The organism is Micromonospora endolithica (genome assembly GCF_003626595.1).
GTDB lineage: Bacteria > Actinomycetota > Actinomycetes > Mycobacteriales > Micromonosporaceae > Micromonospora > Micromonospora endolithica.
On sequence record NZ_RBAK01000018.1, the window covers coordinates 74,635 to 89,218 of the forward strand.

Consider the following 14,584-nt stretch of genomic DNA (forward strand, 5'->3'; position numbering starts at 1 on the left):
GCGGGCGGGTGGATCGTGCTGCCGTGTCCCGCCCGCTTCCGGCCACTAAGCTCACCGGTCGTGACCGCACCCCCGATCTCCGCCCCCGCGACCGGCGCCGTCGCCCGGTTCCTCGCCGGTGTCGGCCTGCTGCTGCGCGGTCTCGGCCTGTACCTCCGCAGCCCCCGGTTGATGCTGCTCGGCATCGTGCCGGCGCTGATCTCCGGTGCGCTGTTCGTCACCGCGTTCGCCACCCTCGCGTACGTCGTGGAGGACCTGGCGGCGCTGGTCACACCGTTCGCGGACGACTGGTCGACCACCGCGCGGAGCCTGGTCCGGGTGGTCGCGGGCCTGGCGTTCCTCGGGCTCGGTGGCCTGGTCGCGGTGGTCGGTTTCACGGCGGTGACGCTGGTCATCGGCGACCCGTTCTACGAGAAGATCTCCGAGCGGGTGGAGGAGCGGCTCGGCGGCACGCCGGACGCGGTCGACGTGCCGTTCTGGCCGTCCCTGCGGCGCAGCGCGGCGGACTCGCTGAAACTCGTCGGTCTGTCGGTGCTGATCGGCATCCCGCTGTTCGCCGCCGGGTTCATCCCGGTGCTCGGGCAGACGGTGGTCCCGGTGGTCGGGGCGGCGGTGGGTGGCTGGCTGCTCGCCCTGGAACTGACCGGCGCGCCCTTCTCGCGACGCGGACGCCGGCTGCCGGACCGGCGGGCCAGCCTGCGTACGGATCGCCCGACCGCGCTGGGCTTCGGCGTCGCCGTCTTCGTCTGCTTCCTGATCCCGCTCGGCGCGGTGCTGGTCATGCCGGCCGCCGTCGCCGGCGCCACCCTGCTCGCCCGCCGGTCGCTCGGCCAGTCCATCCAGGAGAGCTGACGTGGAGATCGTGCTGGTCCAGGGCGACATCACCGGTGAGCGGGTGGACGCGATCGTCAACGCCGCCAACTCGTCGCTGCTGGGCGGCGGGGGAGTGGACGGGGCGATCCACCGCAGGGGTGGACCGGCCGTCCTGGCCGAGTGCCGGGCCCTGCGCGCGTCGCGGTACGGCGGCGGCCTACCGACCGGGCAGGCCGTCGCCACCACCGCCGGTGACCTGCCGGCCCGCTGGGTGGTGCACACGGTCGGACCGGTGTACGCCGCCGGTGAGGACCGGTCGGCGCTGCTGCGCGACTGCTACACCAACAGCCTCCGGGTGGCCGATGAGCTGGGTGCGACCACCGTCGCGTTCCCGCTGATCTCCGCCGGGATCTACGGCTGGCCGGTGGCGGACGCGGTCGGGCAGGCGCTGACGGTGCTGCGGGCCGCCGAACCGGCCCACGTCACCGAGGCCCGGCTGGTCCTCTTCGGCGCCGACACCTACGCGGTCGCGCAACGGGCGTACGCGGGCTGACCCCGGTGGGTGGGCCGGCTGGTCGGCTGGCTGGTCCGATGATCGACTCGGTCTTCGTGATATCGGGGTGTCCGAACAGCGGCGTCACCCCGTCAACCCGCGCAGGCAGGACCACTGGGAGGCCACCGGGCGGTAGCCGAGCCGGGCGTTGACCGCCAGCATCGGCGCGTTCGCCGCGTCGTTCGAGGTGTACGCGACCCGCACCCCCCGTCCGGCGGCCCGATGCAGGGCGGCCCGCTTCGCCAGCAGCGCGAACCCTCGTCCCCGGTGCTCGGGCAGGGTGCCGGTGTAGTCCGACCACATCCGGTCACCGTCCCGCTTGACCAGGCTGAACGCCACCAGCTCGCCGTCGACCTCGACCGCCGTGCTGGCCTCCCGGTCGAGCCCGAGGTTCTCCCACACGTCCCACAACCAGTACTCGTAGGTGACCCTCTCGAACGGCACGTCACTCGGCTCGTCGGCGGCGGCGGCCTCCAGCCGGTGCACCCGGCGCGGGTCCAGCCCGGCCAGCGGGTGCAGCAGGACACCGGGCGGCGGCTCCGGCGCGGGCGGTGCCGGCCGCAGGTCCAGCGCCGCGTAGCGCACCTCCCGGCTGGGGGTGAAGCCGTGCCGGCGGGCGAACGGCACCGAGTCCGGCTGCGCCCAGGTGACGATTCGGCGTACGCCCAGTGCCGTGACATGGTCGAGCGCCCGCGTCACGAGCGCGTGCCCCAGGCCCCGCCGCCGGTGGGCGGGGTGGACGTGCGGGAGGGCGATCTCCCCGACGTCCGGCTCGGTGGTTGCGATGTTGCGGAACGCCGACACCCAGCCGACGACCCGCCCGTCGACCTCCGCCACGTACGCCGTCCAGTCCTCGCCGGCCGGCGGTTCGGCGATCATCTTCCGGGTCGACTCGACCCCGCGTACCAGATAGGGGTGGACGACCGCGCGCAGCGCCACCACGTCCGCCGCGTCGTCCGGACGCGCCTCGCGGATCATCGGGCCGGCACCGCCGCGACGGCCTCGACCTCGACGAGCTGGTCCGGATAGCCGAGCACGGCCACCCCGAGCAGGGTGCTGGGCGGGTCGTGGTCGCCGAACGCGTCGCGTACCACCTGCCAGACCGCGACCAGGTCGGCGCGGTCCGACGAGGCGACGTACACCGTGGTCCGGACCACGTCGGTGAGGGTCGCGCGGGCCGCGCCCAGCGCGGTCTCCAGGTTTGCCATCACCTGCCGGGCCTGCCCGACCGGATCGCCCGGGGCGACGGTCGCGCCGTCGGCGTCGAGCGGACAGGCCCCGGCGGTGAGGACCAGGCGGGCGGACGGTTCGACGGTGGCGACGTACGCGTACTCGGCGGGGGCGAGCGCGGGGACGTGCAGGAGATGCGGCACCGCCCGACGCTACCGCCCACCGCCGGATCCGCTCGACCGATTTCCCGGCGTCAAGAAGGGGCCCCGGCGAGGGGGCCGGCGGCGCACGCTGCCCCTTGGTCCGCTACCGGAGGCGTTAACAGGGGGCCCTTCCTCTACCGCAGGCGTTAATAAGGGGCCCTTCCTTACACCTCACGCGGAATCGCGCAGCACCAGCTCCGTCGGGAGGACCACGGACGGCTCGATGGTCTCGCCGGCGGCGAGCCGGAGCAGTTGCCGGGTGCCCCGCCGGCCCAGCTCCAGGATCGGCTGGCGGACCGTGGTCAGCGGCGGGTCGGTGTACGCGGCGGTCTCGATGTCGTCGAAGCCGATCACCGCGACGTCGTCCGGGACCCGCCGTCCCGTCGCCCGCAACGTCCGCATGGCGGCGTGCGCCATCAGGTCGGAGGCGGCGAACACGCCGTCCAGGTCGGGATCCCGGTCGAGGAGCTGGCGCATCGCCGCCGCACCGGACTCGCGGGTGAAGTCGCCGACCGCGACCAGCTCGGGCAGGCCGGCGGCCTGGACCGCCTGCCGGTAGCCGTTGAGCCGTTCCACCCCGGCGACCATGTCCTGCGGGCCGGCGATGGTGGCGATCCGGCGCCGGCCGCCGTCGACCAGGTGGCGGACCGCCGCGGTCACGCCGCCCACGTGGTCGACGTCGACGTACGGCACCGGCACGTCACCGAGCATCCGGCCGCTGCACACCACCGGGATGCCCAGCCGGGCGAGCCGGCCGGGCAGCGGGTCGGCGCCGTGCAGCGAGGCGAACAGCACCCCGTCGACGTGCCGGCCGGTGGTGTAGCGCTCGACCCGGTCGTGCCCGGCCGGTGAGCCGGCGAGCATCAGCACGAGCTGCTTGTCGGCCGCCTCCAGCTCCTGCGCCGCGCCCCGGATGATGCTCGGGAAGACCTGGTCGTCGGAGAAGACCCGGGTCGCCTCCTCGGGCAGCACCAGGGCGATCGAGTCGGTCCGCTGGGTGACCAGGCTGCGGGCGGCCAGGTTCGGCACGTACCCCAGCTCGGCGACCGCCCGGCGGACCGCCTCCTGGATCGGCTCGGCGACCGTGGTGGATCCGTTCACCACCCGGGAGACGGTCGCGCGGGACACGCCCGCGCGCCGCGCCACCGCCTCCAGGGTCGGTCGCTGCGCCGTCGTCATCCCCGTTACCACCACCTCGTCACAGCCCGTTCCGGGAGATCACCTCCTGGTACCACCGGGCACTGGACTTGAGTGTGCGTCGCTGGGTCAGGTAGTCCACGTGGACGATCCCGAACCGCTTACGGTACCCCTCGGCCCACTCGAAGTTGTCCAGCAACGACCATACGAGATAGCCGCGCAGATCCACCCCCCGGGCGATGGCCTGGTGCGCCGCGCGCAGGTGCCCGTCCAGGTAGGCGACGCGGTCGGTGTCCTGCACCTCCCCGACCGGGTCCGACCCGGCCTTGTCCGGAAATGCCGCCCCGTTCTCGGTGACCAGCAGCGGCACGCCCGGGTAGTCGGTGGCGATCCGCTCCAGCAGCCGGGTCAGCCCGGCCGGCTCGATCATCCAGCCCATGTCGGTCAGCGGGCCGGTCGCCGGCAGGAACTCCACCGCGCCGTCGGTGCCCGGGTACGCGTCGCTGCCGGCCCCGCCCGGCCGTCCGGCGACGTAGGTGGGCTGGTAGAAGTTGATCCCGAGCAGGTCGATCGGGGCGGCGATCAGCTTCTCGTCGCCGTCCCGGACGAACGTCGCCGGATCCACCATCCGCCCCACGTGCTCCAGCACGTCGTCCGGGTAGGCGGCGCGCAGCAACGGGTCCAGGAAGATCCGGTTCTGCAGGCCGTCGACCAGCCGTGCCGCGGCGGCGTCGGCGGCGCTGTCCGGGTCCGCCGGGCACACGTCGGCCGGGTTGAGGGTTATCCCCACGGTCTCCGCGCCGGCCGCGCGCAGCGCGCGGGCCGCCAGGCCGTGCCCGAGCAGGAGATGGTGTACGGCGGTGAAGGCCGAGCCCGCGTCCCGCTCACCGGGGGCGTGCACCCCGTTGCCGTACCCGAGGTAGGCCGAGCACCACGGCTCGTTGAGCGTGGTCCAGGTGCCCACCCGGTCGCCGAGCCGGGCGTGTACCGCCGTCGCGTAGGTGGCGAAGTGCTCGGCGGTCTCCCGCGCGGTCCAGCCGCCCCGGTCCTGGAGCGTCTGCGGCAGGTCCCAGTGGTAGAGCGTGACGATCGGGTCGATGCCCCGGGCCAGCAGGGCGTCCGTCAGCCGGTCGTAGAAGTCCAGGCCGCGCGGGTTGACCGGGCCGGTGCCGTCGGGCTGGATTCGGGGCCAGGCCACCGAGAAGCGGTACGTGTGCAGCCCCAGCTCGGCCATCAGCGCCACGTCGTCGGCGTACCGGTGGTAGTGGTCGCAGGCGACGTCACCGGTGTGGCCCTGGAAGACCCGGCCCGGCGTACGGCTGAAGGTGTCCCAGATCGACGGGCCGCGACCGTCGTCGCGGGCCGCGCCCTCGATCTGGTACGCGGCGGTGGCGGCGCCCCACCGGAAGCCCTCGGGAAACCGAAGCTCGCTCATGCCTTCACCGCACCTTCCATGATGCCGCCGATGATCTGGCGACCGAACAGGACGAACACCAGCAGAAGGGGCACGGTCGCGATGGCCGTACCGGTGAACACCTGCGACATGTCCTGGTAGTACCCGTCGGACAGGGCCCGCAACGACAACTGCACGGTGGGGTTCTCCGGGTCGTTGAGCACCGCGTACGGCCAGAGGAAGTCGTTCCAGGTGGTCATGAAGGTGAGCAGGCCGAGCACCGCGGCGGCCGGGCGCAGCGCGGGCAGCACCACGTTCCAGTAGATGCGCGCGGTGTGGCAGCCGTCCACCCGGGCCGCCTCGATCAGCTCGTCGCTGATCGCCTGGCCCGCGTACTGCCGCATCATGAACACCCCGAAACCGGTGACCAGGGCGGGCAGGATCACCGCCGGCAGCCGGTCGTTCAGGTTCAACTTGGTCATCAGCAGGTACAGCGGGATGACCCCGAGCTGGGTGGGCACCATCATGGTCGCGATGATCACCATGAGCATCGCGTTGCGGCCCCGGAACCGGAGCTTGGCGAACGCGAACCCGGCCAGGGTGGAGAAGAGGACCACCGAGACGGTGACCGTGGTGGCCACGATCGCCGAGTTGATCAGGCCGGCCAGGAAGTACGCGTCGGTGTTGGCGAACAGGCGCGAGATGTTCGCGCCCAGGTTGCCGCCGGGGGTGACCGGCGGGGGCAGCTGCCCCATCGCGTCGCTGGAGCGGCTGGCCACCACGAACATCCACCAGATCGGGAAGATCGAGAGGAACGTGGCGACGACCAGCGCGCCGTACGTCAGGGGGCTGGCCCGCCAGAGCCGGCTCATCGCGGATCTCCCTTCCCGGCGCCGCCGCCCAGCCGCCGGATGATCAGTACGTTGACCGCCGCGACCACGGCGATGAGCAGGAACAGCAGCCAGGCGACGGCCGAGCCGTAGCCGAAGTTGTAGTACGGGGCGAAGGCGTTCTCGAACATGTACATGGTCACCGTCTGCGACTCCCGCATCGGCCCGCCGCGGATCGCGTTGGTGCCGGAGTGGAACAGCCGGGGCTCGGTGAACAGCTGGAGCCCGCCGATGGTGGAGATGATGACGGCGAAGATGATCGTCGGCCTGAGCAGCGGCACCGTGATCGACCAGAACTGCCGCGCCCGGTTGGCGCCGTCGATCGCCGCGGACTCGTAGAGGTCCCGGGGGATCGCCTGCATGGCGGCCAGGAAGATCAGCGCGTTGTAGCCGGTCCACCGCCAGTCGACCATCGTCGAGATGGCCACCCAGGAGGCGACCCGGTTGGACTTCCAGTCCACGCCGTCCAGGCCCACCAGGTCGAGCAACCAGTTGATCATGCCGAACTCGCGGCCGAACAGCACCCCGAACACGATCGCCACGGCGGCGGTGGAGGTGACGTTCGGGACCAGCACCGCCATCCGCCACCCGGTGCGGGCGCGCAGCTGCCGGTTGAGCATGTTGGCCAGCCAGAGCGCGGCGAGCAGCTGCGGCACCGTGGAGATGACGAAGATGCCCAGCGTGTTGACCACCGAGTGCCAGAAATCCGGGTCGGCCAGCAGCCGGGTGTAGTTCTCCGCGCCGACGAAGGCGGGGTTGCTGCCGAGCAGGTCCCAGTCGTGCAGGGAGACCCAGAGGGTGTACGCCAGCGGGTAGGCCCCGAAGATCGCGAAGAGCAGGAAGAACGGGGCGATGTACAGGTAGGGCGACCACTTCGTGTCGATCCTGCTGAGCCGGATCGTCCGATCGGGTCGTACGGGTGGCACCGCCGCGACCGGCGGCCGGGCGTCAAGCTGCACGCTCACGGTCCGGAACTCCTTTCCACACCGCCGTCCCCCGCCGGTCCGGCGGCCGTCTACGCGGCGGCGGCCGGACCGGTGGGCGGGCGGGGAGCGGTTACTTGGCGGCGGCCTTCTTCGCGTTGTTCACCGCGTCGGTCCAGCCCTGGTCGGGGTTGCGCTGGCCGAGGTCGACGGTGCGGACGGCGTTCTCCACCTCGGTGCGGACGGCCTGGTTCTTCGGGCCCATGTAGACCGGCTTCAGGCTCTTCGCGCCGGCAGCGAAGATCTTTCCGACCGGCGCGTCGGAGAAGTACGCGTTGGTGGCGTCGGCGATCGCCGGGTCCTCCAGCGCCTGCGGCGAGGAGGGCAGCGGGCCCTTGGCCTTGAACGCGCCGATCTGGCCCTCGGTGCTGGTCAGGAACTTGGCCAGCTTGATCGCCTCGGCCTGGTGCTTGCTCTGCTTCGGCACGGCCAGGAACGAACCACCCCAGTTGCCGCCGTCACCGGGCACGTCGGCGATGTCCCACTGGCCCTTGCCGGCCGGGCCGGCGTTGCCCTCGATGACCCCGGTCATCCATGCCGGGCAGGCGATGGTGGCGAACTTCGCCTGCTTGAACGCCGAAACCCACTCCTCCGACCAGGAGCCGTACTTGCCGGAGAGGCCGGAGTCGATGATGTCCATGGTGGTGTCCCAGGCCTGCCGGACGGCCGGGTTGCTGTCCACCACCAGGTTGTCGCTGGTGTCGTAGTAGTGGTAGCCCTGCGCGTTGCCGGCGGTCTGGAGCACGATCGTGTTGAACGTGTTGGTGGCGCCGTCCAGGAACGAGGCGCCGGTCTTGGCGGCGGTGAACTTCTCGCCGACGGCGATGTACTCCTGCCAGGTCGGCCAGAGCTTGCTCACCGCGTCCCGCTCGGTGGGCAGGCCGGCCTTGGCGAACAGGTCCTTGCGGTAGCACATGGCCATCCCGCCGACGTCGGTGCCGAGGCCGATGAGCTGCTTGCCGTCGGCGGTGAGGCCGGCGTTCCACTTCCACTCCAGGAAGTTGCCCTTGAGGTCGGCCGCGCCGTGGTCGAGCAGGTTGACGAAGTTGCCGGGGTTGGCCTTGTACTCGACCAGCAGGCCCTCCTCGATGGCGACCACGTCGCCGGCGCCCTTGCCGGCGGCCAGCCACTGGGTCAGCTTCGGCGAGTACTCGTCGAGGTTGCTGCCGGTGCCCCGCTCGACGATCTTCACGCCGGGGTTGTCGGCCATGTACTGCTTGTAGAGCTCGTCGTAGCCGAACTGGCCGAAGACGTCGACGGTCAACGTGATCGGCCCGTCGCTGGCTTCCTCGGCGTCGCCACCGCCACAGGCGGTGGTGGCGAGCAGGGCGGTGGCGGCGACGAGGGCGACCGCCGCACGGCGGCGGAATGTGTTGGCACCCATGTGTCTCGGACCCCTCTCAGGTCAGGGTGGGCGGGTGGTGGGGGTGGATCTGAGAGAGCGCTCTCCGGCAGCCTGGCGGCTCGATGGCCAGGTGTCAAGAGAGCGCTCTCTCGTCGCCCGAGAAAGGTGGTCACGCAAAGAGTGGCCGTCCCCGGCGGGATGACCACTCTTCGCGGGAGAGTGCGGGGGTGGGATCAGCCGGTGCGGAGGCCGTTCAGCAGTTGCCGGTCACCGTTGACGCCCAGCGTGTCGAAGCTGATCCGTCCCCAGAGGGCCAGCAACAGGTCGCTGGCGGTGCCGGCCACCTGAACCCGGGCGTGGTGGTCGTCGTGGTCGAAGATGGTGGCGGTGTCGAGCAGGGCCACCCCCTCACCGCGCAGCCGGAGGAACCACTCCTGCCCGGCGTCCGACGCGGTCAGCTGCGCCACCCCGTGCCACGGCCCCGGCTCACGCCGCCGGCCCGCCGGAAGCCAGGTGTCCAGCACCTCGCTCACCCCGTCGGCCGCGAGCTTCGCCTCGATCGGGTCACCGGCGGCGATGGCCAGCTGGGCGTCCCAACGGTGCACCGCCGTCTCGTGCGCCATCCGGCGGGGCCAGAACCCCGCCTTCTTCGGCTGCGGTGCCCAGTTCCACGCCGCCGCCTCCGGGTCCAGCGTGTCGAGCAGGACCATGAGTTCGTCGTACGCCTGCTGCCAGACGGCGAGTGCGGTCGCCCCGGCCGGCACCTCGGGGCGCTCGGACCGCCGCTGCGGCGGGGCGGTGGTGACCGGCGAGCCGGCGAATGAGTGCACCCAACGGTAGATGCCAGCGAGGTGCAGGGTCAGATCGGTGACCGTCCAACCGGGGCAGGAGAGCACCGGTGTCTCCGGCGGGGCCTCCGCCACCGCGGCGGCGAACGTCGGGCCCTCCGCCCGCAGCGCCCCGATCCAGAAGTCCTTTGTCACGTGCAATCTGCTCATCGCCATCCTTCCCGGGGGTGACCGGGCCACCAGTGGGCGCCGCGGCTACCCCTCAGCCTAGGGTGAAAGGCGTGTCAGACGTCTACGCCCAGCCGACAACCGGCGCCGAACCAGACACCTCGCACCGTCTGGCGCACTACACGACACTACGCCTCGGTGGCCCGGCGGGCCGGGTGGTGACCGCCCGCACCGCAGACGAGCTGGTCCGGGCCGTCCGGGAGATCACCGGCCCGGTCCTGGTGCTCGCCGGGGGCAGCAACGTGGTGGTTGGCGACGACGGCTTCCCCGGCACCGTGGTGCTGGTCCGCTCGCGCGGGCTCCGGGTGGTCGACGAGGACGCCGACACCGTCACCGTACGGGTCGAGGCCGGCGAGCCCTGGGACGAACTGGTCGCCCGCACCGTCGCCAACGGCTGGTCCGGGCTGGAGTGTCTCTCCGGCATTCCCGGCTCCACCGGCGCCACCCCGATCCAGAACGTCGGGGCGTACGGTCAGGAGGTCGCCGAGACGATCACCGGTGTCCGGGTCTACGACCGGGTGACCGGCGCCACCGAGCAGATCGCCGCCGCGGACTGCGGTTTCGCCTACCGGTCGAGCATCTTCAAATACCACGACCGCCGGGTGGTGCTCTCGGTCGACTTCCGGCTCGCCCGGTCCCCGCTGAGCGGCCCCGTCCGGTACGCGGAGCTGGCCCGGGCCCTCGACGTCGAGGTCGGTGACCGGGTGCCGCTGGCCGACGCCCGCGCCGCCGTGCTGCGCCTGCGCGCCGGCAAGGGCATGGTCCTCGACGCCGCCGACCCGGACACCTGGTCGGTCGGCTCGTTCTTCACCAACCCGGTGCTGGACCAGGCCGGCTACGCGCTGCTGCGGGAACGGGCCGCCGGCATCGGCGAGCCACCCGCCTGGCCCGGTGCCGGCGACGTGGTCAAGGTCAGCGCCGCCTGGTTGATCGACAAGGCCGGTTTCGGCAAGGGCCACCCGGGTCCGGAGGGCGTCGCCATCTCCACCAAGCACACCCTGGCGCTGACCAACCGCAGCGGTACGGCCAGCACCGCCGCCCTGGTGGCGCTGGCCCGTGAGATCCGCGACGGCGTCCAGTCCCGCTTCGCGGTGACCCTCCACCCCGAACCCGTCCTGATCAACTGCACCATCTAACCCACCCACCCACCCCCGCCCTATCCCCACCCACCCCCCTCGCCGCGGCGATCTCGCACTTTCTGTCGAAACAAAAGGTGTACAAGCCCCATATTGGCGACCGAAATTGCAAGATCGCGGAGAGTCGAGGGGGAGGGAGGGTGGGGAGGGTGGAGGTTAGGTGGGGTGGACGGTGTGCCAGGGGACGGTCAGTTCGCCGTGGCGCCAGCGGCGGGGGCCGTCGAGGACCGGCCAGCCGGCCTCGCGGACGGTGGTGACCGTACGGAGCCAGCGTTGCCGCGGGCCGAACGGCGCGTAGCCGGCGGCGGCGTTCCAGCCGTCGTCCAGGGCACGCAGCAGGTCGTGGACCCGTTCGCCGGGCACGTTGTGGTGGATCAGGGCCTTCGGCAGCCGCTCGGCGAGCTGGCCGGGGCTCGACAACGTGGTCAGCTTCGCGGCGAGGGTCAGGGTACGGGGTCCCGTGTCGTCCAGCAGCACCCAGGCGCCGAGGCGGCCCAGTTCGTCGCAGGTTCCCTCGACCAGCAGCCCGCCCGGCGCGAGGCCGGCCGTCATCGTCCGCCAGGCGTCGGCGACCTCGCCCTCGTCGTACTGGCGCAGCACGTTGAACGCGCGCACCAACGCCGGACGGAGCCCGGCCAGCTCGAAGCCGCCCCGGAGGAACGTCAGGCCCGGCGGGTCGGCGGCCGGCTGGGCGGCGGCGACGCGTACCGGATCGATCTCCAGACCGGCCACCCGCACGTCGGCGCGGACGTTCGCGGCCAGCCGGGCGCGCAGCTCCACGGCGGTGACCGGGGTGGCGCCGTAGCCCAGGTCGACCACCAGCGGATCGGCGGCCGCGCGGAGCGCGTCGCCGCAGGTCTCGACGATCCAGTTGTCCACCCGGCGGAGCCGGTTCGGGTTGGTCGTGCCCCGGGTGACCACGCCGACCGGGCGACCGCGGCCCGCCCCGCCGACCGGCCGGTGCCGCCCCGCCCCGCCGGTCGCCGCCCCGCCGGTCACCGCGCCACCGACGCGCCCGAGTCGCTCAGGACGGGACCCGGTGCACCTTGTGCTGCGCGGCCTGCGCCAGCGGGCGGACCACCAGCCGGTCCACGTTGACGTGGTGCGGCCGGGTCGCGCACCAGGCGATGCAGTCGGCCACGTCGTCGGCGACCAGCGGCTCGGCCACCCCGGCGTAGACGCTGTCCGCGCGCTCGGCGTCGCCGTCGAACCGGACCAGCGCGAACTCGTCGGTCCGCACCATGCCGGGGTCGATCTCGACCACCCGGACCGGTCGGCCGCACAACTCCAGCCGGAGGGTGCCGGCCACCGCCGTCTGCGCGTGCTTGGCGGCGGTGTAGCCGCCCCCACCCTCGTAGACGGTGAAGCCGGCGGTCGACGAGACCACCACGATGGTGCCGGCACCGGACTTCTCCAGTTCCGGCAGGAGCGCCTGGGTGACGCGCAGGGTGCCGAGGACGTTCACGTCGTACATCCACTGCCAGTCGCCGACCGACCCGGTCTCCACCGGATCCAGGCCGCGCGCGCCGCCGGCGTTGTTGACCAGCAGGGTGACCGGTCCGGGCGCGGCCCGGACCGCCGCGGCCAGCCCGGCCACCGACTCGTCGGAGGTGACGTCGCAGGCGACCGCGGTGGCCGAGCCGCCCGCCGCCCCGATCTCCGCGACCAGGGCGGCCAGCTTCTCGGTACGCCGGGCGGCGGCCAGCACGTGGAAACCCTCGGCGGCCAGGCGGCGGGCGGTGGCGGCACCGATCCCGCTGGACGCTCCGGTGACGACGGCGACTGAGGTCATCCGCTCATTCTCACCCCTGCGCCGGGCCGCCGGCGTGATGAGGTCCGTCACGCCGGGAGACGGTCGGAAGGTATTTCCGGTGGCCCATGGGGAAGATGACATCCGGCGTGGAGGTTGACCGAGAAGCGCCGGTCGTGCGGACGGCAACAACCGTGACAGAGGGAGCGGGACGTGGCGGAGATGCACACCGGTGTCGGTCGTCAGCGAGGTGCCCGGCCGTGGCCCCGCCCCCGCCGCATCGCCACCCTGTCGGTACACACCAGCCCCCTGCACCAGCCGGGCACGGGTGACGCCGGCGGGATGAACGTCTACATCCTGGAGGTCGCGCGCCGGCTCGCCGAGGCCGGCGTCGAGGTGGACATCTTCACCCGGGCCACCTCCGGCGACCTGCCCCCGGTGGTCGAGATGGCGCCCGGCGTGCAGGTCCGGCACATCACCTCCGGCCCGCTCGAAGGGCTGACCAAGGAGGAACTGCCCGGCCAGCTCTGCGCGTTCACCGCCGGTGTGCTGCGGGCCGAGGCGTCCCGCCCACCGGGGCACTACGACCTGATCCACTCCCACTACTGGCTCTCCGGTCAGGTCGGCTGGCTGTCCAAGGAACGCTGGGGGGTGCCGCTGGTGCACACCGCGCACACCCTGGCCAAGGTGAAGAACGCCCAGCTCGCCGCCGGGGACCGGCCGGAGCCGAAGGCCCGGGTGATCGGCGAGGAGCAGGTGGTCGCGGAGGCGGACCGCCTGGTCGCCAACACCAAGGTGGAGGCCGGCGACCTGATCGAGCGGTACGACGCCGACCCGACCCGGGTCACCGTGGTCGAACCCGGGGTGGACCTGGGCCGCTTCCGTCCCGGGCCGGGTGAACGCGACCGGGCCCGGGTCGCGGCGCGCCGCCGGCTCGGCCTGCCGGAGACCGGCCATGTGGTGGCCTTCGTCGGCCGGATCCAGCCGCTGAAGGCGCCCGACGTGCTGATCCGCGCGGTCGCGGCGCTGCGCGAGCGGGACCCGGCGCTCGCCCAGGACCTGACCGTGGTGGTGTGCGGGGGGCCCAGTGGCAGCGGGCTGGACCGGCCGACCGCCCTGATCGAGCTGTCCGCCTCGCTCGGGGTGACCGACCGGGTGCGTTTCCTGCCGCCGCGTACCGGGGACGACCTGCCCGCCCTGTACCGGGCGGCGGACCTGGTCGCGGTCCCGTCCTACAACGAGAGCTTCGGCCTGGTCGCCCTGGAGGCGCAGGCCTGCGGTACGCCGGTGGTGGCCGCCGCCGTGGGCGGCCTGGTGACCGCGGTGCGGGACGGCGTCAGCGGCGTCCTGGTCGACGGGCACGACCCGGTCGACTGGGCCCGTACGCTGGGCGGCCTGCTGCCGGACCGGGCTCGCCGGACCGAGCTGGCCCGGGGCGCGGAGCGGCACGCCCGCAACTTCTCCTGGGACCGCACCGTCTCCGGCCTGCTCGCCGTGTACGGCGAGGCGGTCGCCGAGCACCGCGCCCGGCTCACCTCGGAGCTGGCCGGCTGCTCCTGGTGACCACGGTGCAAGGAAGGGCCCCCTCTTAACGCCTGCGGTAGAGGAAGGGCACCTTCTTAACGCCGACACTAGAGTGGGTGCGATGAGCGGAAAGACTGATCTTGCGGCCCTGATCGAGTCGGTCTGCGCCGAGCGGGAACTGGCCTGGGAGTCGACCGGCCCGGAATCGTACGCCGTCACCCTCCCCGGCACCCACAAGCTCAAGACGATCTGCAACCTGATCGTCGGTGAGCACGCGCTGCGCATCGAGGCGTTCGTGATGCGCCAGCCGGACGAGCGGCGCGAGGAGCTGTGGGCGTGGCTGCTCCAGCGCAACTCCCGGATGTACGGGGTGTCGTTCTCCATCGACGCGGTCGGCGACGTCTACCTGACCGGGCGGGTGAACCCGGCGGGCGTCGACGCCGACGAGTTGGACCGGCTCCTCGGCTCGGTCCTCACCTATTCCGACGAGTCCTTCGACACGATGCTGGAGATCGGCTTCGGCAGCTCGATCCGTCGGGAGTGGGAGTGGCGGGTCAAGCGGGGCGAGTCCACCGCCAACCTCGCCGCGTTCGCGCACCTCTTCGAACCGTCGAACACCTCGGCCCCCGGAGGTTCGGAGCAGTCCTGACGGGTATGCCGCACCGCGCGGT

General features: G+C 72.4%; 15 protein-coding genes. 5 read left to right on the top strand and 10 right to left on the bottom strand.

Annotated elements, in window-relative coordinates; genetic code table 11:
• Positions 1 to 60 precede the first annotated feature (60 nt).
• Positions 61 to 852: an EI24 domain-containing protein gene (locus tag D7223_RS29675; protein WP_120732561.1), complete on the top strand. Its 792-nt coding sequence runs from the start codon at positions 61 to 63 to the stop codon at positions 850 to 852.
• 1 nt (position 853) lies between these two features.
• Positions 854 to 1,366, top strand: a complete 513-nt coding sequence (locus D7223_RS29680) for an O-acetyl-ADP-ribose deacetylase (protein ID WP_120732486.1) — start codon at positions 854 to 856, stop codon at positions 1,364 to 1,366.
• 84 nt (positions 1,367 to 1,450) lie between these two features.
• Here the strand turns inward: D7223_RS29680 and D7223_RS29685 are convergent, their stop codons facing one another.
• From D7223_RS29685 to D7223_RS29720, 8 genes are all read right to left on the bottom strand, one after another.
• The gene (locus tag D7223_RS29685) at positions 1,451 to 2,344 is read right to left on the bottom strand and encodes a GNAT family N-acetyltransferase (RefSeq protein ID WP_120732488.1); all 894 of its coding nucleotides are present in this window, start codon (positions 2,342 to 2,344) and stop codon (positions 1,451 to 1,453) included.
• The gene (locus D7223_RS29690; protein WP_120732490.1) at positions 2,341 to 2,739 is read right to left on the bottom strand and encodes a RidA family protein; all 399 of its coding nucleotides are present in this window, start codon (positions 2,737 to 2,739) and stop codon (positions 2,341 to 2,343) included. Before D7223_RS29690 ends, D7223_RS29685 begins: the two co-directional genes overlap by 4 nt.
• A gap of 171 nt (positions 2,740 to 2,910) precedes the next feature.
• Positions 2,911 to 3,918 carry a LacI family DNA-binding transcriptional regulator gene (locus D7223_RS29695; protein ID WP_120732492.1) on the bottom strand — a complete coding sequence of 336 codons (1,008 nt, stop codon included), beginning with the start codon at positions 3,916 to 3,918 and terminating at the stop codon, positions 2,911 to 2,913.
• A gap of 19 nt (positions 3,919 to 3,937) precedes the next feature.
• A complete protein-coding gene (locus tag D7223_RS29700) occupies positions 3,938 to 5,311 on the bottom strand; it encodes a GH1 family beta-glucosidase (RefSeq protein WP_120732494.1) in 1,374 nt (457 codons plus the stop codon).
• Positions 5,308 to 6,141 carry a carbohydrate ABC transporter permease gene (locus D7223_RS29705; RefSeq protein WP_120732496.1) on the bottom strand — a complete coding sequence of 278 codons (834 nt, stop codon included), beginning with the start codon at positions 6,139 to 6,141 and terminating at the stop codon, positions 5,308 to 5,310. Before D7223_RS29705 ends, D7223_RS29700 begins: the two co-directional genes overlap by 4 nt.
• Positions 6,138 to 7,124: a carbohydrate ABC transporter permease gene (locus D7223_RS29710; protein ID WP_120732498.1), complete on the bottom strand. Its 987-nt coding sequence runs from the start codon at positions 7,122 to 7,124 to the stop codon at positions 6,138 to 6,140. The genes D7223_RS29705 and D7223_RS29710 overlap by 4 nt, the downstream gene beginning before the upstream one ends.
• 91 nt (positions 7,125 to 7,215) lie before the next feature.
• Positions 7,216 to 8,526 carry an ABC transporter substrate-binding protein gene (locus tag D7223_RS29715; RefSeq protein WP_120732500.1) on the bottom strand — a complete coding sequence of 437 codons (1,311 nt, stop codon included), beginning with the start codon at positions 8,524 to 8,526 and terminating at the stop codon, positions 7,216 to 7,218.
• A gap of 194 nt (positions 8,527 to 8,720) precedes the next feature.
• Positions 8,721 to 9,485, bottom strand: a complete 765-nt coding sequence (locus D7223_RS29720) for a maleylpyruvate isomerase family mycothiol-dependent enzyme (protein WP_120732502.1) — start codon at positions 9,483 to 9,485, stop codon at positions 8,721 to 8,723.
• A gap of 71 nt (positions 9,486 to 9,556) precedes the next feature.
• Between D7223_RS29720 and D7223_RS29725 the strand changes: the two genes are divergently transcribed.
• The gene (locus tag D7223_RS29725) at positions 9,557 to 10,639 is read left to right on the top strand and encodes a UDP-N-acetylmuramate dehydrogenase (RefSeq protein ID WP_120732503.1); all 1,083 of its coding nucleotides are present in this window, start codon (positions 9,557 to 9,559) and stop codon (positions 10,637 to 10,639) included.
• Positions 10,640 to 10,795: 156 nt separating this feature from the next.
• Here D7223_RS29725 and D7223_RS29730 read toward each other — a convergent pair whose 3' ends face one another.
• Together D7223_RS29730 and D7223_RS29735 are read right to left on the bottom strand one after the other, a co-directional pair.
• Entirely contained in the window at positions 10,796 to 11,560 is a 765-nt protein-coding gene (locus D7223_RS29730) for a class I SAM-dependent methyltransferase (RefSeq protein ID WP_120732563.1), read from the bottom strand.
• Positions 11,561 to 11,663: 103 nt separating this feature from the next.
• Positions 11,664 to 12,431 (bottom strand): SDR family oxidoreductase, encoded by a 768-nt coding sequence (locus D7223_RS29735; RefSeq protein WP_120732505.1) that lies wholly within the window; start codon positions 12,429 to 12,431, stop codon positions 11,664 to 11,666.
• Positions 12,432 to 12,602: 171 nt separating this feature from the next.
• Here D7223_RS29735 and mshA point away from each other — a divergent pair, with 171 nt between their 5' ends.
• Entirely contained in the window at positions 12,603 to 13,952 is a 1,350-nt protein-coding gene (gene mshA / locus D7223_RS29740) for a D-inositol-3-phosphate glycosyltransferase (protein ID WP_120732507.1), read from the top strand.
• Positions 13,953 to 14,034: 82 nt separating this feature from the next.
• Positions 14,035 to 14,562, top strand: a complete 528-nt coding sequence (locus D7223_RS29745) for a type III secretion system chaperone family protein (RefSeq protein ID WP_120732565.1) — start codon at positions 14,035 to 14,037, stop codon at positions 14,560 to 14,562.
• Positions 14,563 to 14,584: the final 22 nt, after the last annotated feature.